The sequence below is a fragment of the Rhodococcus sp. IEGM 1409 genome (genome assembly GCF_030056735.1).
In the GTDB taxonomy this organism is placed as follows: domain Bacteria; phylum Actinomycetota; class Actinomycetes; order Mycobacteriales; family Mycobacteriaceae; genus Rhodococcus_F.
In genome coordinates this window covers 52,807-74,673 of sequence record NZ_JASHKN010000015.1, presented here as the reverse complement: position 1 = coordinate 74,673, position 21,867 = coordinate 52,807, and the positions used below count along the sequence as shown (strand labels likewise).

The 21,867-nt window shown below is 63.0% G+C and carries 16 protein-coding genes, 1 pseudogene and 1 riboswitch; of the genes and pseudogenes, 11 read left to right on the top strand and 6 right to left on the bottom strand.

All coding sequences use genetic code 11. The annotated features are described in order from the left end of the window. Positions 1–142: 142 nt before the first annotated feature. Positions 143–271: pseudogene (locus QM716_RS27950) on the top strand (transcriptional regulator); the annotation flags it as partial. Positions 272–282: 11 nt separating this feature from the next. Then, entirely contained in the window at positions 283–687 is a 405-nt protein-coding gene (locus tag QM716_RS27945) for a 6-carboxytetrahydropterin synthase (RefSeq protein ID WP_283307501.1), read from the top strand. A gap of 37 nt (positions 688–724) precedes the next feature. On the opposite strand, the gene QM716_RS27940 is transcribed toward QM716_RS27945, so the two are convergent. Then, on the bottom strand, positions 725–2,326 hold the full coding sequence (locus tag QM716_RS27940) for an ABC transporter substrate-binding protein (protein WP_283307500.1): 1,602 nt from the start codon (positions 2,324–2,326) through the stop codon (positions 725–727). 338 nt (positions 2,327–2,664) lie between these two features. Here QM716_RS27940 and QM716_RS27935 point away from each other — a divergent pair, with 338 nt between their 5' ends. Then, complete coding sequence (locus QM716_RS27935; RefSeq protein WP_283307499.1) at positions 2,665–3,339, top strand: class I SAM-dependent methyltransferase; 675 nt, start codon at positions 2,665–2,667, stop codon at positions 3,337–3,339. Here QM716_RS27935 and speB read toward each other — a convergent pair. Beyond that, complete coding sequence (speB, locus tag QM716_RS27930; RefSeq protein ID WP_003941134.1) at positions 3,303–4,259, bottom strand: agmatinase; 957 nt, start codon at positions 4,257–4,259, stop codon at positions 3,303–3,305. The two genes, QM716_RS27935 and speB, sit on opposite strands and share 37 nt — an antisense overlap. 146 nt (positions 4,260–4,405) lie before the next feature. Here speB and QM716_RS27925 point away from each other — a divergent pair, with 146 nt between their 5' ends. From QM716_RS27925 to QM716_RS27910, 4 genes are all read left to right on the top strand, one after another. Then, positions 4,406–5,041 (top strand): helix-turn-helix domain-containing protein, encoded by a 636-nt coding sequence (locus tag QM716_RS27925; protein ID WP_283307498.1) that lies wholly within the window; start codon positions 4,406–4,408, stop codon positions 5,039–5,041. Between the two features lie 133 nt (positions 5,042–5,174). Further along, entirely contained in the window at positions 5,175–6,020 is an 846-nt protein-coding gene (locus QM716_RS27920) for a carbon-nitrogen hydrolase family protein (protein WP_283307497.1), read from the top strand. Beyond that, complete coding sequence (locus QM716_RS27915; RefSeq protein ID WP_283307496.1) at positions 6,017–7,705, top strand: flavin monoamine oxidase family protein; 1,689 nt, start codon at positions 6,017–6,019, stop codon at positions 7,703–7,705. Before QM716_RS27920 ends, QM716_RS27915 begins: the two co-directional genes overlap by 4 nt. A 127-nt stretch (positions 7,706–7,832) precedes the next feature. Then, positions 7,833–11,024 (top strand): NAD-glutamate dehydrogenase domain-containing protein, encoded by a 3,192-nt coding sequence (locus QM716_RS27910; RefSeq protein ID WP_283307495.1) that lies wholly within the window; start codon positions 7,833–7,835, stop codon positions 11,022–11,024. On the opposite strand, the gene QM716_RS27905 is transcribed toward QM716_RS27910, so the two are convergent. Further along, positions 11,001–12,518: a PucR family transcriptional regulator gene (locus QM716_RS27905; protein WP_283307494.1), complete on the bottom strand. Its 1,518-nt coding sequence runs from the start codon at positions 12,516–12,518 to the stop codon at positions 11,001–11,003. The genes QM716_RS27910 and QM716_RS27905 overlap by 24 nt on opposite strands. A gap of 128 nt (positions 12,519–12,646) precedes the next feature. Here QM716_RS27905 and gabT point away from each other — a divergent pair, with 128 nt between their 5' ends. After that, positions 12,647–14,011, top strand: a complete 1,365-nt coding sequence (gabT, locus tag QM716_RS27900; protein ID WP_283307493.1) for a 4-aminobutyrate--2-oxoglutarate transaminase — start codon at positions 12,647–12,649, stop codon at positions 14,009–14,011. 1 nt (position 14,012) lies between these two features. After that, a complete protein-coding gene (locus QM716_RS27895) occupies positions 14,013–15,458 on the top strand; it encodes an NAD-dependent succinate-semialdehyde dehydrogenase (RefSeq protein WP_283307492.1) in 1,446 nt (481 codons plus the stop codon). 54 nt (positions 15,459–15,512) lie between these two features. Here the strand turns inward: QM716_RS27895 and dszD are convergent, their stop codons facing one another. From dszD to QM716_RS27880, 3 genes are all read right to left on the bottom strand, one after another. Next, a complete protein-coding gene (gene dszD / locus QM716_RS27890; protein WP_003941189.1) occupies positions 15,513–16,091 on the bottom strand; it encodes an NADH:FMN oxidoreductase DszD in 579 nt (192 codons plus the stop codon). Positions 16,092–16,300: 209 nt separating this feature from the next. Next, positions 16,301–16,774, bottom strand: a complete 474-nt coding sequence (locus QM716_RS27885; protein ID WP_003941167.1) for a YbaK/EbsC family protein — start codon at positions 16,772–16,774, stop codon at positions 16,301–16,303. A 15-nt stretch (positions 16,775–16,789) separates the two neighbouring features. After that, positions 16,790–17,893 carry an ABC transporter permease gene (locus tag QM716_RS27880; RefSeq protein ID WP_283307491.1) on the bottom strand — a complete coding sequence of 368 codons (1,104 nt, stop codon included), beginning with the start codon at positions 17,891–17,893 and terminating at the stop codon, positions 16,790–16,792. A gap of 68 nt (positions 17,894–17,961) precedes the next feature. Here QM716_RS27880 and QM716_RS27875 point away from each other — a divergent pair, with 68 nt between their 5' ends. Further along, positions 17,962–18,603, top strand: coding sequence for a TetR/AcrR family transcriptional regulator (locus tag QM716_RS27875; protein WP_283307490.1), 642 nt, complete (start codon positions 17,962–17,964; stop codon positions 18,601–18,603). 45 nt (positions 18,604–18,648) lie between these two features. Next, positions 18,649–18,822: riboswitch (M-box (ykoK) riboswitch) on the top strand. Between the two features lie 348 nt (positions 18,823–19,170). Continuing rightward, complete coding sequence (gene mgtA / locus QM716_RS27870) at positions 19,171–21,864, top strand: magnesium-translocating P-type ATPase (RefSeq protein WP_283307489.1); 2,694 nt, start codon at positions 19,171–19,173, stop codon at positions 21,862–21,864. The last annotated feature ends 3 nt before the right edge of the window (positions 21,865–21,867 follow it).

Below are 21,867 nucleotides of genomic sequence, written 5' to 3'. Positions count from 1 at the left end.
ATCGCCCCGGAAATGAGAATTGTTGCGACGTCACGCGTTGACGAACAGGAGGGCATCGAATGTTGGAAGCGACAGAAGTTGGCAGTGCTCCAAGCAGCGCCCCAGGCAGTGATCCGACCGGCGATGCATGCTGCACGAGTGATTGGCCATCGGCCGGCTCGAGGACCACATCGGCCACCGCGTCGTCAAAGCCGCTGTTGCCGGTGGGCCCGAGGCGGACGCGAAGATCGAAGAAGCGAACGACGCGATTGCGCGATTGGTCCGCTCGTAGAACTGTGCTCGATGAACATTGATACCTTGGCGGGCATGTTCAGTATCGAGATCCGTCGTACATTCGCTGTGAGGCAAGGGCTTCCGGCACCGGTTCGGGATGCGAAGAATCTGCCGCCGCTGATGCCTGCCGAGGGATTTCGCGTGACGATGCGAGTGGCGTTCTCGTTCGAGGACGACCAACTCGGAGAACGTGGATGGTTTGTCGACACGGACGCTCTGGACGAGTCCGTCGATCGATGTGCCGAGCGATTGGCGAGCGGTGTCTGGCCGGAGATTCTCGATTTCCGTCCGTCATTCGAGAACATTGCGAAGTGGGCTTTCACTGAACTTGCGTCCAGCATTCCTCAGCTGACGTACGTCGAGCTCGACAACGAGACAATAGGTGTGGCAACGAGATACGCCAGATCACACTGATCTGACGTATCTCGTTGACGGACAGGGGTCGATCGGACTACTGGTAGAGACGCAGTGCAGACCCGATGAAGGACTTACCGAATGCGAGCCCGGCCTTGTTGAAGTAGAAGCTCAAGTTCGTATTTGCAAACGGCACCGCGGACACCGTTTTGGTGATCTGCGATTCGGCGTCTGCCCACTCTGCGCACGCTGCGTCGCCGGTCAAACCGGAGGCCTTGGCAACTGCAGCTTCGTAGGCGGGGTTGTTGATCGAAGAGAAATTCTTACCAGCTGCCGGAGCGGGCCCGGTGAAGAACGGAGTGAACCCGCTGGGAATCGAGTTGTTGATCTGGATCCACGCGATGTCCCATTGATTGTTGTCTTTACCGCTGAGCATGACGTCGACAACCTTGTTCTGGTCTGCTCCCGTCACCTCGACGGTGGCGCCTAGATCGGACCATGCAGACTGAGCGAGTTCGGCTGCCGCGCTGCGAGCATCTTCGCCGGCGGCGTAGAGGAGGCGGAGTGTCAACGGGTTTCCGTCCTTGCTTCGTTTTCCGTCCGAGCCGGCGGTCCAACCGGCCGCATCCAAGGTAGCCTTCGCTGCGCTGACGTCGTAGTCCGGAATGTTGCCGGTGACGGAGTCGTACACGCAGGCGCGGGGCTCTACGCCGACGAGACTTGTTGCGCGGGTGCCCTGGCCGGCAGTGATAACTTCTGCCAGATCGTCGAGATTGACTCCCTGGATGAATGCTTTGCGAACGGCGGGATCGCTGGTGGGATTGTTCGCGATCTGGTTGAAGTACATCTGACCGGACGGCATCGGGCGATTGATCGAGGCGAAATTGGCGGCTTCGATCCGGTCCTTGTCCGGACCGGCGATCGGAGATGCGTTGAGTTCGCCTGAGAGGAGCTGGTTTGCGGCGGTGCTGACATTGGGCGCCATGACAGCGATGACGGTCTTGGGGACGCCCGGAGTGTCGGAGGTGGTGTCGTCGGGGCCCCAGTTGTAGCCGTCACGACGCTCGAACGTGTAGTGGTCGTTGGCGGCGACTTCGGTGACTTCGAACATCCCGGAACCGAGAGACTTCTTGTTCGAGGCGGTCGGGTCCGCGAGTCCGGCGTCGCACATGATCGGGAGGCGACTGACTGTGAGGAGGAGGAAGGGGCTCGGCGCCGGAGTGGTGACCGTGATGGTTCGGGTCGCGGGATCGGCAGTCGCCGAAGCGCCTACGGGGACCGTAGTGCCGCGCTGTTGTGAACCGTTGGCCGGATCGGCCACGAAGTTGATGTTGTTCGCGACGGTCTGTGCGGTCAGCGTCGACCCGTCGGTACAGGTCACACCTTCACGAATGGTGAAGGATGCGGAGGTCGGCGTCTCTTCCCATTTCTCGGCCAACCACGGTTTGAATTCACTGGTGTCCGGATCCTGGTAGACCAGGGAGTCGTAGGCCAGCCTCGAGATGTCAGCGGTTGCCGCGGAGCCGGACATGATCGGGTTGAGTGCACCCGGATCGGCTTGCAACGCATAACGGAAGGTTCCGTCTGTCAGAGGTTCACCGCCGTCGGAGCCCGAGGACGTGCCTCCCGAGCTGCAAGCCGACAACACGAGTGCGAGCCCCGCGGCCGTTGCAAGTGCCGAATAGGAGCGGTGTTTCATTGTGCCTCCGTGAAGGAGCCAGGGCCCGAGCGAAATTCGAGAGGGCGCGGTCGAGTGTGACCGCTAAATCTTGGCGTAGGACGTGACGGGCATCTCGGTCGATCTTCACGAAAAAGGGGCGGATTTTTGTCCGATTTCACGAGAACCGGGGTGATGAACCAGTCTGGCTCACGGCGAGTCGAGAAACGATCCACGGCGGTCCGGCTTCTTGAAAGGCAACGAAACACGGGAAATCCACCTGTCACGAAGCGTGGCGTTAGCAGAGCATCGAAATGGAGAAGTTGCTGTTTCGGCAAAGAAGGTTGCGTGAGTTGTGGAAGGTCGTTCATCCTGGGTGCATGAGCCACGAACACCACGATCACCACGAAAACTCTGAAACCACCGAGAATCCGTACGCCAAGGCGGACGCACAGTTCTGGAACTCGCTGTACGAGGAACGCCCGGCGCGGTGGAGCGGAAACCCCAACCCACAGTTGATTGCCGAGGCCTCCGACCTCGAGCCGGGCACCGCACTGGACGTCGGTTGCGGCGAAGGCGCTGACGCCTTGTGGTTGGCGCGTCGCGGGTGGAAGGTCACCGGCACCGACATCTCGTCGGTTGCACTCGGCCGCGCCCAGGCTCACATCGAGGGCGAGGGTGTCGACATCGAATGGCTGGAAGCCGATCTGACGAAGTGGGATCCGCAGGGTCGCTCGTTCGATCTGGTGTCCGCGCAGTTCTTCCACATGCTCGAACCTGCGCGCGGGGAATTGTTCCGGGCGCTCGGTGATCTGGTCGCGCCGGAGGGGCATCTGCTGATCGTGGGCCACTCGCCCCACGAGTCGCCCACCGAGCATCATCGGGCCATGCTGCATACCCCGGAATATGTGGAGTCGCTGTTCACTGATGGCTGGAAGGTGTTGGTCTCGGAGTCGCGGGAACGTGATCTTCCCGCGAACCCCGAGATGCATCACACCACGGATACCGTTGTGCTGCTTCAGCGATTGAGTGCGAGTACCGACAGCAACTCGTAAGCGACGTGAGCCGCTGCGATACCGGTGATCTCGGCGTGGTCATACGCCGGCGCTACCTCGACGATGTCGGCGCCGACCACGTTGAGTCCCACCAATCCGCGCAGTGTGTTCAACAATTCGCGAGAGGTCATGCCGCCCGCTTCGGGTGTTCCGGTACCCGGGGCGTGGGCGGGATCGAGCACGTCGATGTCGACGGAGACGTACACCGGACCACCGTCGAGGCGCTTGCGCATGCGCTCGACGATGCTGGCGACACCGTCGACCTCGTAGTCGTCACTGCGGATGACCTGGAAGCCGAGGACGCGGTCGTCTTCGAGGTCTTTCTCGCTGTAGAGCGGTCCACGGATACCGATGTGCTGCGAGCGCTCCATGTCGATCAGGCCCTCTTCGCTGGCGCGGCGGAAGGGGGTGCCGTGGGTGAAGGGCTGACCGAAGTAGGTGTCCCAGGTGTCGAGGTGAGCGTCGAAGTGCAGGACGGCGATCGGGCCGTGATCGCGGGCCAGTGAGCGCAGGATCGGCAGTGCGATGGTGTGGTCGCCGCCGAGCGTGAGCACAGATGAACCGTCGGCACGCAGGTCGGTGACGGCGGACTGAACCGTCGTGAGAGCTTCCTGAATGTCGAAGGGGTTGACGCCGATGTCACCGAAATCGGCAACCTGCTGGTTGGCGAAGGGGGAGACCTTGAGCGCGGGGTTGTACGGACGCAGCAGCTTCGACGCAGCGCGGATGTGGCCCGGGCCGAAACGAGCGCCGGGGCGGTAGCTGACACCCGAATCGAAAGGAATGCCGAGGATGGTCACGTCGGCGCGCGAGACCTCGTCCAGGCGTGGAAGACGCGCAAAAGTGGTCGGCTCGGCGTAGCGGGGGACGCGCGTGGCGTCGACGGGTCCGATGAACGATCCGGGGTTGTTGGTAGCCATGTGCAGAGGTCCCTGCTCTCGATTCGGCGCACACCGGGCGCCCTTCAGTGATGTAGCTCTCTGAGCAAGTATGGTTTCCCCAAGAGGCTCGGTTGTCAACCCCTGTTTCCTGAAAGGGACACGGCGGTCGTGAAGGAGTGGGTTCAGTGGCCAAGGCGAAGGAAGCGGTGGTGCCGGTCGGTCCGCGCATCGGGGCGAGACTCAAGGCGGCACGCCAATCGAAGCGATTGACCCTCGACGACCTGGCCGAGGCATGCGGTGTGACCAAGGGGTACCTGTCGAAACTCGAGCGCGATCACGTCAACGCGTCGGTGGCGACCCTGATCAAAGTGTGTGCGGTGCTCGAGATCCCCGTCGGATCCCTGTTCGAGAATGCGTCCGCCGGTGAAGTGGTTCGCGCCGACGCCATGCCGCAAATCAGCTTCGGCGGCGAAAAGATGACGGAGTACCTGCTCACGCCTACCAACGAGCGTCGAATCCAGGTGCTGCTCGGCGAGCTAGAGCCGGGTGGCGGAAGCGGTCAGGAGTTCTACAGCTTGCCGATCGACGTGAACTTCGTACATGTGCTCGAGGGTGGCCTGCGGGTCTCGTTCGAGGGCGGTCGGACGGATCCGAACGGTGAGGCCGTCGACGCCGAGGACGTCGTGCTTGCGGCGGGCGATTCCTTCACGTTCACGCCCACGCACAACCACAGCTTTCAGGCCGAAGGCGCGGTTCTGGCGAAGGTTCTGTGGGTCCTGAATCCGGCGTTGCCGGAAGGGCCCCGCGCTCCGTCTTCGTGAGACTCGATTGTGTAAATGTTGATTCTTAGGAAACAAGAGTTGACACGATTGGCGGCACCAGTCACGCTGGTAGTTGTCCCCGTCACACGCACCGTCGAAAATTGGCGTCACGGAACTCCTGAAGGAGCGAACCATGCATGTCGATTCTGTCCGAGTTGGCCTGTTTCAAGGTCCGCTCACCACACCGGACACCTTTGCGTCGGTGGAGTTCAACCTCGCTGCGATCGATACGGCAGCCCGTGAGGCTGCTGCGTCCGGTGCGAAGATCCTCCTGACGCCGGAGATGTCCGCAATCGGCTACGACATCGGCGAACTGGTGTCGCTGCGCGCGGAACCGGCCGACGGCCCGATCTTCGATTCCGTCGCCGCGATTGCTCGCAGCGCGGGCATCGCAGTCGTCTACGGCTACGCCGAACTCGACGGGGGGGATGTCTACAACAGCGTGCAGGTGGTGGGTAGCGCCGGCACTTCGCTTGCGCACTATCGCAAGACGCACCTGTTCGGCACGCTCGACCGCGAGCACTTCCGGCCAGGTGAGACCTTGGTGGTCGGGTTCGATTTCGAGGGCATCCGCTGCGGATTGTTGATCTGCTACGACGTGGAATTTCCCGAAGCAGTTCGGGCACACGCCGACGCCGGAACCGAATGGCTGATCGTGCCGACCGGTTTGATGACTCCGTACGAACACATTGCGCAGCAAGTGGTTCCGGCCCGCGCATACGAGAGTCAGATGTTTCTCACCTACGTCAATCGCTGCGGTGCCGAAACCGACCTGACCTACTGCGGGCTCTCGTGCGCCATCGCACCCGACGGTGCCGAGTTGGCGAGGGCCGGGGGTGGCCAGGAGTTGCTCTTCGCGGATCTTGCTGCCGCCGCCATCGCGCAATCGCGCACTCTCAATACGCATCTCGACGATCGACGCCTCGATCTGTATCCAGACCGTTCTGTCACAACTGTCTCCAAGGAGAACCGTAGATGACCATCCCAGTAGCTCCGGACAGTTCCTCGGAACCGGGCAAGCAGCCGCCGCTCACGATGTTCGGGCCGGATTTCCCGTTCCCGTACGACGATTACGTCTCCAGTCCGGCGGGGCTCGGCTCGGTGCCCGATCTGGCCTTGGGTACCGAAGTTGCCGTGATCGGCGGCGGCCTCTCCGGCATGATCACGGCCTACGAGTTGCTCAAAATCGGTCTCAAACCGATTGTCTACGAAGCCGATCAGATCGGTGGCAGGATGCGGTCGGTCGAGTTCGACGGACACCCCGGAGTAGTCGCCGAGATGGGCGCAATGCGTTTCCCACCGTCGTCGACGACGTTGTTCCACTACCTGAACGAACTGGGTCTGCAGACCGAGGAGTTCCCCAATCCCCTCGCCGAGGTCACGCCCAGCACGGTCATCGATCTCAAGGGCGAAAGCCACTACGCGCACGCTCTCGAGGATTTGCCGCCGATCTACACCGAGGTGGCAAAGGCCTGGCAGCGCACTCTCGAAGAGCATGCGGATCTGATTCCGTTGCAGCAGGCCATTCGTGACCGCGACACCGTAGAAATCAAGCGGATCTGGAACGACCTCGTGGTGCGCTACGACGACCAGACCTTCTACGGATTCCTCGCCGCGTCGAAGCATTTCAAGTCATTCCACATGCGGGAAGTGTTCGGGCAGGTCGGATTCGGTACGGGTGGTTGGGATACCGACTACCCCAACTCGATTCTCGAAATCCTTCGTGTGGTCATCACGGCCGCCGACGACGACCACCGCGGCATCGTGGGTGGATCGCAGCAGCTGCCGATGCGGTTGTGGAACCGCGCCCCGGCGCACATGGCGCATTGGCCTGCCGGTACGACGGTCGCTTCGCTCAACGACGGCGAGACGCGTCCCCGCGTCACCGAACTCCGGCGTACCGAGCCCGGCAACATCACGGTCACGGACTCCGGCGGATACATTCGCACCTACGCGAGTGCCGTTGTAACAGTGCAGAGTTGGATGCTGCTCAACAACATCAGGTGTGACGACGATCTGTTCCCGATCGACCACTGGACTGCGATCGAGCGAACTCACTACATGGGTTCGACCAAGGTGTTCGTACTCGTCGACCGCCCGTTCTGGAAGGACAAGGACCCCGTGACCGGCCGTGATTCGGTGTCGATGACACTGACCGACCGTATGAGTCGCGGCACGTACCTGCTCGATCAAGGTGAGGGCAAGCCTGGCCTGATCTGTTTGTCGTACACCTGGTCGGACGATTCGCTGAAGCTTCTGGCGCTCGACGCCACCGAGCGCATGAACATCATGCTGCGCTCTCTCGAAGAGATCTACCCGGGCGTGGACTTCCGCAGCCACATCATCTCGAGTCCGGTGACGCTGTCATGGGAAACCGAGCGCGACTTCATGGGCGCATTCAAGGCGAACCTTCCGGGGCACTACCGGTACCAGGAGCGCCTGTTCTCTCACTTCGTGCAGAATGATCTCGAACCGCGTCATCGGGGAATCTTCCTCGCCGGTGACGACGTGTCGTGGACCGCCGGCTGGGCCGAGGGCGCGATCCAGACTGCGATCAACGCGGTGTGGGGCGTCGTCAACCATCTCGGTGGTGCTGCGCCAACCGAGAATCCCGGACCCGGCGACGTGTTCGAGGAGCTCGCTCCGATCAGGTTGGGCGACTGAGCTCACCGCAACTGCCGAAATGTCGTGCCCGATGGGGGTTGGTACTCCTATCGGGCACGACCTCTTTCCGGTGATCCACGCAACACTGGAAAGTGTTCGGATCCAATAATTTCCAGGAGGGTGTTCAATGGCGAGCACATCATCGGCGACCAAGACCGCAGCTGCAGCATCGAGACCGGCAGGCGGTGATCGACCCGGTGACCCGGCGCTCGAACTGGTCGCCGAACTGGCAGCAGCGGGTCAGCGACTCGTCTTCCGGCAGGGTGACGACCGGAACAGTGGTGACCTGACCTGCGTGGTGCTGTGGCCGTCCGGAGAGCCCTCCCTCTCCGATCTGTGCGAGAACTTCGAATCCCTCGGACTCCGAGTTTCGACGCACCGCCCGATCCCGACCGTTCTGGGCTCGGCGCACTACTTCACCTTCGAGCCGAGCACCTTCGACGGCGGTGCGCTGGAGAAGATGGCGGACGCCTTCGAAGCCGTCATCACCGGCCAGACTCGTATGGACGCCTTCTCCAGGCTGATCGGACGAGCAGACATCACGTGGCGCGACGCAGAGTTGCTGCGCGCTGCGTGCCGTTTCCTCGCTCAGGCTCGTATCGGGTTGTCCGAGAGCTACATCGTCGGAGTGTTGGCAGCGAAGCCACTCTTCGTACGTCAAGCGATCGAACTCTTCACCGCGCGTTTCGATCCCGCCGTAGCAGGATCGCGTGAGACAGCCGTGGCTACCGCGGCATCGGCCATCGACGAATCAGTCGACGGGGCAGACACTCTCGACGAAGATCGCGTCTTGCGTGGCGTGCGTTCGTTTCTGCAGGCGACTCTGCGCACCAACTGGTACCTGCGCGGCGAGAGCGGCGAACCGCTGCCGTACGCTTCGTTCAAGATCGACTCGCAGTTGCTCTCTACCCCGCAGAAGACCGTTCCCTTCCGCGAGATCTACGTCAGCGCACCCAATGTCGAAGGCGTGCATCTGCGTAGCTCCTCCGTCGCCCGCGGTGGCCTGCGCTGGTCGGATCGGTCCGAGGACTTCCGTACCGAGGCCCTGAGCCTCATGAAGACCCAGAGCGTGAAGAATTCGCCGATCGTTCCTTCGGGAGCCAAGGGCGCGTTCGTGGTTCGTGGCACGTCGTCCCCGACTCCGGCGCAGGTGCAGGAGTCGTACAGCACCTTCATTCGCGGCCTGCTGGACGTGGTGGACAACATCGTCGACGGCGCTGCAGTACATCCGGCCGAAGTGATCGAGTACGACGGCGAAGACTCCTACCTGGTCGTGGCGGCCGACAAGGGGACTGCACGGTTCTCCGACGTCGCTAACGGCATCGCCGTCGAGCGTGGTTTCTGGCTCGGCGACGCTTTTGCTTCCGGCGGTTCGGCAGGGTACGACCACAAGGCTATGGGCATCACCGCTCGCGGCGCCTGGGTAGCGGTACGACGCCACTTCGCCGAACGTGACCTCGACATCGACACCGATCCCTTCACCGTCGCGGGCATCGGCGACATGTCCGGCGACGTGTTCGGCAACGGAATGTTGCTCTCGCACAAGATCCGTCTGGTCGCGGCATTCGATCACCGTCACATCTTCATCGACCCGAACCCCGACACCGAGACGACGTTTGCCGAGCGCGCTCGGCTCTTCACCGTGCCGCGCTCGTCCTGGGACGACTTCGACCGCACCGTGATGTCGCCGGGTGGTGGCGTCTGGCCGCGCAGCGCGAAGTCGATCCGCCTTCCGCTCGAGGCGCGTCAGGCCCTCGGCATCAGGGAGGAGAAGCTGACCCCTCAGGAACTGATCCGAGCGATCCTGTGCGCTCCGGTGGACCTGTTGTGGAACGGCGGCGTCGGTACCTACGTGAAAGCGTCGACCGAAAGCAACGTCGACGCAGCCGATCCGTCCAACGACGCAGTTCGCGTCAGTGGTGACGAGTTGCGTGCGACGGTGGTGGGTGAGGGCGGCAACCTCGGGTTCACCCAGCGAGCCCGCATCGAATACGCCGCTGGCGGTGGCCGAATCAACGCCGACTTCATCGACAACGCGGCCGGCGTGGCCACCTCGGACCGTGAGGTCAACATCAAGATCGCACTCGCAGCGTTGGACGCGACCTCGCGCAATGAACTGCTTGCGGCCGCTCAGGACGAGGTAGCCGCTTCGGTGCTCGAGGCCAGTGAAGATCAGACCCTCGCAATCAGCCTGGCCGAGCACCGCGCTCCCGCCTTGCTCGATCAGCACGAGCGGTTGATCGAGAACCTGGTCTCGGCAGGTGCGATGAAGCGACTCGAAGAATCATTGCCGGACGCCAAGGCTCTGGCGGTCAGGGCGCGTGCCGGTCAGGGTCTCCTGCGGCCGGAACTTGCTGTGCTGGTAGCACAGTCGAAGAACGTACTGACGGCGGAGTTGGGGGCGTCGACCGTCCCGGACAACCAGATCTTCGCCGATCGCCTTCCTCAGTACTTCCCGCTCTCCGTCGTCGAGGCAGCACCGGACGCAGTCCGCGCACACCGGTTGGGCCGCGACATCATCATCACCTCGGTGGTCGACGAACTGGTCAACCGCGTCGGACCCGGTGTTCTGTTCCGGCTCGAGGAACACCTCGGAGTTCGCAGTCCGGAAGCGGCTCTGGCCTACGCTGTGGTCAGCGAAGTGCTTGGTACGGAGGACCTTCGACGCGAGATCTTGAAGTCCGATCTCAGTGCCACCGAGCAGTTGAAGGCTCTCGATCGCTTGCAGCAGTTGTTGGAATCCGAGATGAGCTGGGTGTTGCGCCGCCCGGGTGCCGCCGGCCGGTTCACCGTGAACCCGCGCGCCGACATCGATCGATGGGCCGCTCCGGTGCGGGCTCTCACCGAAGGCTTGTCGGCAAGCGACCGTATCGAGGCGTCCTTCGGAGCGCTCGCCCTGGCGGACATTGCACTGCAGGAGAATACGACGGTCGCGGCCGCGGCGGCGATCTACCGGGAACTCTCCGACGCTCTCGATCTGGGCGATGTTCTCGGTGGCGTCGATGTCGCTGTCGGTGCCTCGCATTGGGAGGTCATGGGCAGCGCTGCCGTCCATGCCAGGTTGACGGCGCGTTTCGCGGACCTCGTGTCCGGAGCGCTCGGTGAAGGTGTTTCGGATGTAGTCGCGTTGTGGACCGCCGCCAATCCGCAAGCGGTGCGCCGGTTCACGGCCTTGATGTCGAGCGTGAGCCGCAGCGGAGCGCTGGACACAGCACGGCTCTGCACGGTCGACGCCGAACTGGAACTACTCGTCCGCGGTGCGTCCAGCTTCGCTTCGGTGCACGCTGCGGAGCGCTCAGCGGCCCTCCCAGGCGAGTAGTGAGAGCAGCAGTTCGGCTCTGACCCTGGCCTGCCCGAGGTCGCATTGCAGCAGTTCCTCGATGCGAGCGATGCGACCTCGGAGGGTGTGCCGATGAACCCCGAGTTCGGCTGCGGCCGACTCCCATTGGCCGTTTGCCTCGAGATAGGCGCGCAATGACGCGACCAGTGCGGTCCCGTGTGCCTGGTCGTGTTCGGTCAGCACCGGGATGGTGTCCGCAGCCATGGCGATCAATGCCTCGCGGGCAGGCTCGGACGCCAGAATTGTCGACCCGCTCAGGGCGTCGAACTCGAGAATGCGCGCCGTGGCCGTCGTAAGGTTGGCTGCGGCGCGGGCCTGGACGAGTGCGCGGGGTGCGTCGAGAAGACGGTGAGGGGTGCTGATTCCGGCCCGCACAGCTTTTGCCTCGGCGGGGGAGAGTTGCGCCAGTAGCGTTTTGGCTGTGTCGATGGTGTCGGTTCCGCGAAGGAGTACGGTCAGCGCGCCGTCTTCGGATTGGGCGAAAAGCGGCCGGCCTGCCCGGGCGAGAGCGTTGTCGAGTTCGCGAAGAACGGGCCCGAGTCCGGATCCGCGAACGTGGACGACACGAACGTTTCCGTGAGTGTCGCTCGCTTCGTCCAGGTACGACGGCACGCCGTCCTCGGGGATTCGGCCGTCGAGCAGAAGCCCGAAAGCCATGGCGTTGAGTCGGGTTCGCTCGGCGCGTAGGCGAACCGGCTTCTCGAGTTCGAGGGTGAGCAACGAGACGGCATGCCCGAGCAGCACTCTGTCGATGTTGCTCAGGGGCCCGGCTCCTGCCATGGCGAGGTAGCCGTGCCAACTGTCGGTCACTCCGACGGGGGACAGTGTCAACGTCCGTTCGGGTGTGCTCTGCGAGATCGACGCCGGAGCGTTGGGATCGCGGGTGGTGGCCGCGACCGCGCGAACCTCGGTGATCAACGACTTCTGGTTTGCCGGGTGCACCGCGGTGATCCGATCCCCGACAAACGCCACCGAAGTCTTTGTGGCTGTGGCCAGTTCACGCACGATCGCCGACACGCCACCGCGCAGCGCAACCCGGGTGATGCGAGTCTGCACTTCTGCCGCGCGCAGTACCGATTCGTATTCCTGCTGGCTCAGGCGGGTCATCACCGCGCGCGTGACGGCCGCGAACGGGGTCGTGAACGGCACTTCCAGCAGGGGGAGTCCGCGGCTACGGGCGGCGGCAATCAGGTCTGCGGGCACACGCTCGTGGGAAAGGCCGGTCCCGAAACCCAGAGCCGAAACTTCTGCGGCGGCCAGACGGTCGATGTACTCGCTGTAGTCGGTGGCGTCCGCGCCTACCAGTGCCAGCCCGGTGGTGAGCACCAACTCGCCGCCGGAAAGCCACGGAGTGGGGTCCGTCAGCTCTGTGGCCTGCGCAAACGTGACGGGGTGGGTGGCAGCTGCTCGGTCGGTGAGCAGAGCCAGCGAGAGGTGTTTCTGGCGCAAGAGCCACGAGATCGGAACCGTCACCTGATCAAGGTTAGCTGGCGTTGCCGATATGGAGTAGACCCGAAGCTTCAGGTATCCATTTCGGCAGTGCTTGCGGTGCTTCGCGCGTCGCATACTCGAATGCAATACACAACCGAGAGGGTGGTCACATGAGTGCAATCGAATACCGGCTTCCGCAGGAGCGTCGCATCGTCACGGAGTTCCCGGGCCCGCGCTCGGCTGCGCTCGCCGAACGTCGTAAGAAGGTCGTCGGCGCAGGCGTCGCATCCACCCTCCCGGTCTACGTCGCAGACGCAGACGGCGGAGTCATCGTCGACGTCGACGGCAACTCGCTGATCGACCTCGGTGCCGGTATTGCCGTGACCAGCGTCGGCGCTTCCAACCCGGCCGTCGTGTCCGCGGTTCAGGATCAGGTCGCACACTTCACCCACACCTGTTTCATGGTCGCTCCGTACGAGGGCTACATCGAGGTCGCCGAGCGTCTCGCCGAACTCACCCCCGGTGATCACGAGAAGCGTTCCGTGCTGTTCAACTCCGGCGCAGAAGCCGTCGAGAACGCCGTCAAGATCGCCCGTCACGCAACCGGTCGCGACGCAGTCGTCGTCTTCGACCACGCGTACCACGGCCGCACCAACCTCACGATGGCACTGACCTCGAAGTCCATGCCGTACAAGAGCGGCTTCGGTCCGTTCGCCCCCGAGGTCTACCGCGTTCCGATGTCCTACCCGTACCGCGAGGGCCTCAACATCGACGGTTCCAAGATCACCGGTGAGCAGGCCGCGCAGCGCGCCATCACGATGATCGAGAAGCAGGTCGGCGCTGCCAACACGGCCGCCATCCTCATCGAGCCGATCCAGGGCGAGGGTGGATTCATCGTTCCCGCAGAAGGATTCCTCCCGACGCTCGTCGCGTGGGCCAAGGAAAACGGTGTCGTCTTCATCGCCGACGAGGTTCAGGCAGGCTTCGCTCGTACCGGCGCCTGGTTCGCCAGCGATCACGAGGGCATCGTCCCCGACCTGGTCACGCTCGCCAAGGGCATCGCCGGCGGCATGCCGCTCGCCGCTGTCACGGGCCGCGCCGAGCTCATCGACGCCGTCCACCCCGGTGGCCTCGGTGGAACCTACGGCGGTAACCCCGTCGCCTGCGCCGCTGCATTGGCGTCCATCGACCAGATGCGTGAGCTCGACCTCTGTGGCCGTGCACGCACCATCGAATCGACTGTCGTCGGCCGAATGAACGCACTGGCAAAGGAACTCGACGTCATCGGTGACGTTCGCGGCCGCGGCGCCATGCTCGCCATCGAGCTGGTCAAGCCCGGTGGACAGGAGCCGGACGCCGAGATCACCAAGAAGATCGCCGCTGACTGCCTCGCTGCCGGCGTCGTGATCCTCACCTGCGGTACCTACGGCAACGTCATCCGTCTGCTCCCGCCGCTGGTCATCTCCGAGGAGCTGCTCGACGACGCATTGACCGTCCTCGAGACCGCAATCCGCACTGCAGCACAGGGGAACTGACATGTCCAACGTCTCGGATCTTCTCGACTCGGTACCCGAGGGTCTCTGGCTCGGCGGCAAGCTTGTCCCAGCCGAGAAGACCTTCGCGGTCTACAACCCGGCCACGGGTAAGGAACTCGCCCAGGTAGCCGACGCCACCGCGGCCGACGGTATCCGCGCGCTCGACCTCGCCGCTGCGGCGCAGGAAGACTGGGCGGCTACTCCGGCACGTGTTCGCGGCGAGATCCTGCGCACCGCGTTCGAATTGCTGCACACTCGCGCCGAGGACTTCGCGCTGATGATGACCCTGGAAATGGGTAAGTCGTTGGCAGAGAGCCGCGGTGAGGTCAACTACGGCGGCGAATTCCTGCGTTGGTTCAGCGAGGAAGCGGTCCGCATCGGTGGACGTTTCACGCAGGCTCCGGCCGGCAACGGTCGCATCCTGGTCACCAAGGAAGCCGTCGGTCCGGTCCTCGCGATCACCCCGTGGAACTTCCCGCTTGCCATGGGCACGCGCAAGATCGGACCGGCACTGGCTGCCGGCTGCACCATCATCGTCAAGCCCGCCGAGGACACGCCGCTGACCATGCAGCTTCTCGGTCAGGTGTTTGCCGACGCGGGTCTACCCGACGGTGTGCTCTCGATCCTCCCGACGTCCGACGCGGCTTCCATCAGCGGACCGCTGATGGAAGATGCGCGTCTGCGCAAGGTCACCTTCACCGGCTCCACCGGCGTCGGAAAGCTGTTGGTGCGCAATGCCGCTGACAAGCTGCTTCGCACGTCGATGGAACTCGGTGGCAATGCACCGTTCATCGTCTTCGACGACGCCGACATCGACGCAGCTGTCGAGGGCGCAATGCTCGCGAAGATGCGCAACGGCGGCGAGGCCTGCACCGCGGCCAACCGCGTCTACGTCGCCAACTCGGTGCGCGAGGAGTTCACCGACAAGTTCACCGCCAAGGTTGCGGCCTTGAAGGTGGGCGCAGGCGACGCCGAGGGCACCAACATCGGCCCGCTGATCAACACCAAGCAACTCGCAACCGTCACCGGACTCGTCGACGACGCCGTGTCCAAGGGTGCTCGCGTTCGCACCGGTGGATCTGCCCCCGAAGGCCCCGGCTTCTTCTTCACCCCGACGGTCCTCGACCAGGTGCCCGCCGATGCGCGCCTGCTGAAGGAAGAGATCTTCGGACCCGTTGCGGCAGTAGTCGGTTTCGATACCGAAGACGAGGCGATCGCGGCTGCGAACAACACCGAGTACGGCCTCGTGGCGTACTTCTACACGCGCGACATCGACCGTGCGATGCGTGTCTCGGCCAAGCTGGACACCGGCATGGTCGGCGTCAACCGCGGCGCGATCTCCGACGCTGCGGCGCCGTTCGGTGGCGTCAAGGAATCGGGCTTCGGCCGTGAAGGCGGTACCGAGGGTATCGACGAGTACCTCGATACCAAGTACGTAGCGCTGTAACTTGCTGTGCGCCTTTATTAACCGCGGGCGGTTAATAAAGGCGCACAGTTGTCTCTACTGACCTAATGGAGTCGGGCGGTAGTACTTGCCCTCGTGGTAAAGCAGGGGCGCGGCAGCGGATTCGTCGTCCTCTTCGGCGTGAACTCGGGTGACGAGTCCGATGACCAGGGTGTGATCCCCGACGGGGATCAGCTGGTCGACCTTGACGCGCATCCAACTGGGGGTGCCGTGCAGAACCGGCTCGCCGGTGTCGAGTACTGCCCACAGCGACTCGTCTGCAAAACGTTGATCGGCGCTACGCGCAAAGCGCTGGGCCAGATGTTGCTGATGTTCGCCGAGAAGGTGGATCACCAAGGACTCGGCGGCCTTGAGGGCGTTGATACTCGACGACGTCTCCGCGATGTTGAACGAGACGAGCGGTGGCTCGAGGGAGACGGACGAGAACGAGGTGGCGGTGAAACCCACCGGGCCGGTACCCGAATCTAGGGTCACGACGGTGACACCGGCGGGGTGGCGGCGAAGCGCTGCGCGATAGTCCCCGGCGCAGATACCGGTGGACAACTCGGGCGTCGCCGCTACTTCGGGGACATCGGGGGTGGTGTGGCTGGAAACGGCATTCGGCTTGTCAGACAACGGGAACTCTCCGGCTGGAACTCGAGGTGTGCGGTGTGGTCGAGGTGACTGCACTCGGCATACACAGACATGCGTCGGTGCGGCACAGATCTACGTGCCGTCGTCGCCAGTGGTTGCCGGCCGGGGTCCTTGTTGCAGTGCACATGGTGTGTCCAACTATAGGTGGACACACATCTGAGTGGGTTCGGACCGGTCTGCCCGGGAGCGCTTCAGTCCATGTCGACGGCGAGGCCGGCGGTGATTCGGAGGAGTTCGGAGTACGTCGTGCGAAAGACCGTGTTGGGGTGCCCGGCAGCAGCCCACAACTCGGGGTATTGCTCGAGGGCGGTATCGATGTACGTGGGCAGATTGGTGGGGTGCCCGAGCGGGGCGACCCCACCGATCGGCTGGCCCGTCGCGGACTTCGCCATTTCCAGTGGCGCCCGCGTGAGTTTGCCTTCGAGGCGTTCGCCGGTGGCCTTCAGGTTGACCTGATGTGCGCCCGAGACCAGCAGCAGGACCGGATCGTCGTCGAGAAGGAACACGAGGGACTTGGTGATCGCGCCTACCTCCACCCCGACGGCCGCCGCTGCCTCGGCCGCGGTGTGCGTGGCGTCAGGCTGCGTGACGATGACGCCGTGGTGACCCCGTGAGATCAGTGTTTCGGCGACGTGCGAGGCGTTGGGGTGGAGGAGGCTCGTCATGAGTTCAGACTAGGACTAGTCGGCGTTCGCCACAGCTGGAGTCGGCGTCATGTCGGTGGACTTTCGGTTACGACGGATCGTGAAGCCGAAGAGCATGACTGCACCGATCAGCGCGTACAGGAAGAGCGTCAGGGCAGGCTGGCCGACGCCGACGTTGTTGAAGTAGACGATGCTCCGGACGCCCTCGGTGCCGGCGCCGGGTGTGATCCATCGGCCGATGGCGGCGTAGAACGAGGGAATCACGTTGGAGCCGAATGCGCCTCCCGCACTGGGATTGCCGAGGATCACGAAGACGGCGATAGCCAGCGGGACTGCCAGAACGCCGATGGCGGCGCGCAATCCGAGTGTGAACATGGCGGTGCCGAACACCACGGCTGTTCCCAGGATCCAGAGCGGGAACCAGTGGCCGGCGAAAGTTCCGAGTACGTGCGAGGTGATGAGAGCGCCGAGGGCTCCCGAGATGACCGAGTAGATCGCGATCACGCCCGTGTGTGCGCTTGCCTGGCGGAGCGTCTTCGGCGCACCGATGAACAGTCCGATGGCTGCCGCAAGGAGATAGCCGCCGACGACCCAGCCGACCGAGAGGTAGAAGCCGGAGAGGCCGCGGTTGTCGTGCGCTCCGACGGGGATCTCGTCGCGGACGACGAACTGTCGGTCCTGTGTTGCCTCGACCTTCGTGAACACCGATTCGAGCGACGTCGCGATGGAACTGCCGGCCGCGCTCGCGGTGATCAGGGTGTCCGGTCCGGCCGGGTTGATGACAAAGGCGCCCTGGATCTCGCGGTCGTTGATCATGCGGCGAGCGGTCGCTGTGCTGTCGACCACCTGAGCGTCGAGCGGGCTGCCGTCGATGGCGTTGAGTTTGTCGGCGATCTGCTGATCCATGCCGTCTGGCGTGCCCTGATCGGCGATGACCGCGATTTCGATGTCTCGCGGAGTCGGCTGATGGAAGGCGGCGACGTAGCTGAGGATGAAGCCCATCTGCAGCAGGAGCACGCCGACGAACAGTGCGGCCATCACCTTGGGTGCGCCGTATTTCACCAGCAGATTGTCGTGGTGGTGTTCGTCGTGGGTGGAGCTGTTGTCTGGTGCGGCGTGTGCCGGATGCGTAGTGGTCACGAAGAGTCCTGATCTTGTCGAAAGTAAAGAGCTTGTCAATACCCGAGGTATTGAATACTCTAGGTATCGTGACTGAATCTCGTCAACCGGACTGGACTCCGGTAACCCGCCCCGGACGTGACGTGGTGCGGCAAAGACTGCTCGACGCTGCGGCGGAAGAGTTTGCGGAGCGCGGATTCAGTGCTGCACGTCTCACTGAAGTTGCTCGCCGAGCGGGCTTCACCAAGGGGGCTGTCTACTCCAACTTCGAGTCGAAACAAGATCTGTTCGCCGAACTGTTCGCGCAACGGTCTCTCGAACTGGCCGGCCGTGTGCTCGCCGAGATCGCCGGTATGAACCCGGCCGATGCAGCGGGCAAAGGCGGCGAGGCCATTGCAACGTGGATGGTCGACGATCCGGGATGGTCACTGCTCGTTCTCGAATTCGGAGTCCTCGCCGGGCGTGATCCGCAGATCGCTCAGGCCTACTTGCGTGAGCGTCGCCACTTGCGCAGTCAACTCGTGGAGTTGATCGGCGAACGTGCCCGGGAATGGGGAGTGGACGATTCCTTCGATGTGCGGACCACCGCAATCTCGTTGATGGCCTTGATATCCGGGCTCGTCCTCGAGCACTCCGTGGATCCGGAAGAAGTTGATCAGAGCGTGATGGGCGCCGCCGTGACGGCACTCTTCGCCGGTGCCGTCGCACGGGCAGGATTGCCTTCCGTCTGAGTTGCTCGGTTGACAGGCAACAGATTTGAGAACTACCCTCTGGGTGCAGTACCTCGTTAGGTGAGGCTTCTGCGCGAACACAGGCCACTGATCTCACGACGTCGAGAGACGCCCAAGGTTAGGACAGATCTCCCCGGCTTAAGGGGTGATCCAAAGTGGCTTCCCGGTTTCGATCGGGACACGTCGTGCAGTGCCAAAACTCGGACGTGGAGGTGTTTTCGCAGCTTGGTGCCGGTTTCTTCCGGCGAAGGCGAGAGTACGTCGATATTCGGTTCTCCTGGCGTGTGCTGTGCGCATGCAATCGTGTGGCGTCATCGGGCGCCCCGAACTTTCAGGAGGTGACCATCGTGGACGACCCGCCGAGTCGATATTCGACCCATCCTTCTGCTCTTACCGACGGTGCTCGCCCCGGTCTTTCGCTCGTCAGCCTCTGACTTTTTTGCACCCTCGGTTTCATCTGCGCGGCTTTGCCGCGTCCGCTGACGACTTCCATTGTCGTTCAGCGCATTCTGCTGCCCTGATGCACTGACATGGTCTGATGCGTTCGGGCAGCCGAGGGGATTCGTCATGTCATTTTCCGTTCTCGCATTGCGGCCACGGCCCACGAGAAACAGTGCACAACAAACACATTCAACAGTCCTGGCAAAGGAAAGCGCACAGGAATTGGTCGACTACTCGACCGCGGACACGCGCACCGTTCTCGCAGATCTGACCACGACGGCCAACGGGCTTCGTGACGATCAGATCGACGATCTTCGCCGGCAATACGGGCGCAACGACGTCCGCCACGACCGCCCGGCGCCGGCAATCGTGCAGTTCGCGGGGGCGTTCAAGAACCCGTTCATCCTGATCCTGGTGTTCCTCGCCCTGATCATGGTCGCGACCGACGTGGTGTGGGCGGACCCGGAAGACGGACCTTCCTACGAGGGCATCATCACCCTCGGGTTGATGATCTTTGTCAGTGTGTCACTGAGGTTCTGGCAGGAATACCGCTCGAGCCGCGCCGCCGAGGCGCTCAAGGCAATGGTGACGACAACAGTCGCGGCCACCCGCAAGATCAACAACACCGTGGTCACGGCGGAGATTCCGATCGAGCAACTACTGCCAGGTGATGTTGTCCAGCTTGCCGCCGGCGACATGATCCCGGCCGATGTCCGCATCATCCGGGCCAAGGATCTGCAGATCAATCAGTCCATGCTCAGCGGTGAATCGATGCCGGCCGAGAAGTCGGCGGAACCATCCTCGGGGATCGACGTCGATCGACTGCTCGAAGCCGAAAACATCGGATTCATGGGTACTTCCGTCGTGTCGGGCAGCGGGACCGCCGTCGCGGTGCACACGGGCAAGCGCACCTACTTCGGTGCCATGACAGCACAATTGGCGTCCAAGCGACCCGAAACCAGCTTCGACGTCGGAGTGCGCAGCGTCAGTTACCTGCTGATCAAGTTCATGCTGATCATGGTTCCCGCGGTGTTCATCATCAACGGACTGACCAAGGACTGGAGCCAAGCACTACTCTTCGGCGTCGCAACCGCGGTGGGGTTGACACCGGAAATGTTGCCGCTCATCGTGACTGCGAATCTGGCCAAGGGCGCGCTGCACATGTCGCGCAAGAAGGTGATCGTCAAGCAGATCAACGCGATTCAGAACTTCGGCGCCATGGACGTTCTGTGCACGGACAAGACTGGAACTCTGACCGAGGACCGCATCGTTCTCGGTGAGCATCTGGACACTGCCGGACGTAAATCCGAGGACGTGTTGCGGCTCGCGGCAGTCAATTCCGTGAATCAGACCGGCCTGCGCAGTCTCCTCGACGACGCAGTGATCGAGGCTGCCGGTCCCGAAGTTCTCGAAGAGATCTCGCGTCGGCACGGGTTGGTGGACGAGATTCCCTTCGACTTCAAGCGTCGTCGCCTGTCAGTGGTGGTCGATCACGGTGACAGTGATCTGATCGTCACGAAAGGTGCAGTGGAAGAGCTCCTTTCGGTCTGTGAATCGGTGGAACTGGACGGAGTGGCTCACCACCTGACACCAGGCTGGCTGGCCCGAATCGACCGACTGGTCGCGGAACTGAACGGTCAGGGTAAGCGAGTGCTTGCGGTGGCGACCAAGGTCGTTGTCGACGAGCAGCGACGGGAGTACTCCACCGCAGACGAAGAGGGCATGACCCTGGTCGGACTGCTTGCCTTCCTCGACCCGCCGAAGGAATCTGCGGCCGGGGCGATCGAAGCGCTCGCGAGCCATGGCGTCGCCGTCAAGGTGGTGACGGGTGACAACGAACTGGTAGCCGAAACTGTCTGCGGCAAAGTCGGTATCGATGTGGGAACCGTGGTATCCGGCGCCGAGATCGAAGCGTTGAGCGACGAGGCCCTCGACGAGTTGGTGCAACGGACAACTGTCTTCGCGAAGACGGATCCGATGCAGAAAGCACGTATTGTCGAATCGCTGCGCCGGGTCGGCCACACGGTCGGCTTCCTCGGCGACGGTGTCAACGATGCACCCGCACTGCGGGCGGCGGACGTCGGCATCTCTGTAGACACCGCAGCGGACATCGCGCGCGAATCCGCGGACATCATCTTGCTGGAGAAGGACCTAGGCGTACTCGAACAAGGTGTCATCGAAGGGCGTCGGACCTTCGGAAACATCCAGAAGTACATCAAGATGACTGCGTCGTCGAACTTCGGGAACGTCTTCTCGGTGCTCGTCGCCAGCGCCTTGCTGCCGTTCATCCCCATGATTCCCGTAGTTCTGTTGTTGCAGAACCTGATCTACGATCTCTCGATGCTCACGATCCCGTGGGACCGCGTCGACGACGACTTCCTCGCGAAGCCCCGCAAGTGGGAGACCAAGAGCCTGCGCCGGTTCATGGTGTTCATCGGCCCGATCAGTTCGATCTTCGACATCTCGACGTTCGCGCTGATGTGGTTCGTGTTCGCTGCCAACTCTCCCGAGCATGCGGCCCTGTTCCAATCGGGTTGGTTCATCGAGTCGTTGATCTCGCAGACGCTGATCGTTCACATGATCCGCACTCGCAAGATCCCGTTCATCCAGTCGCGTGCATCGCTGCCGGTACTGCTCAGCACGGGCGCCGCCTGCGTCTTCGCGCTGGTGTTCCCGTTCACGTCCTGGGGTCATTCCCTCGGGTTGGTTTCACTGCCGTGGAACTACTTCCCGTGGCTGGTCCTCACTCTCGCGGCGTATTGCGTTGTTACGCAGGTGGCCAAGGGAATGTTCATCCGTCGATTCGCGACCTGGCTCTAGGAG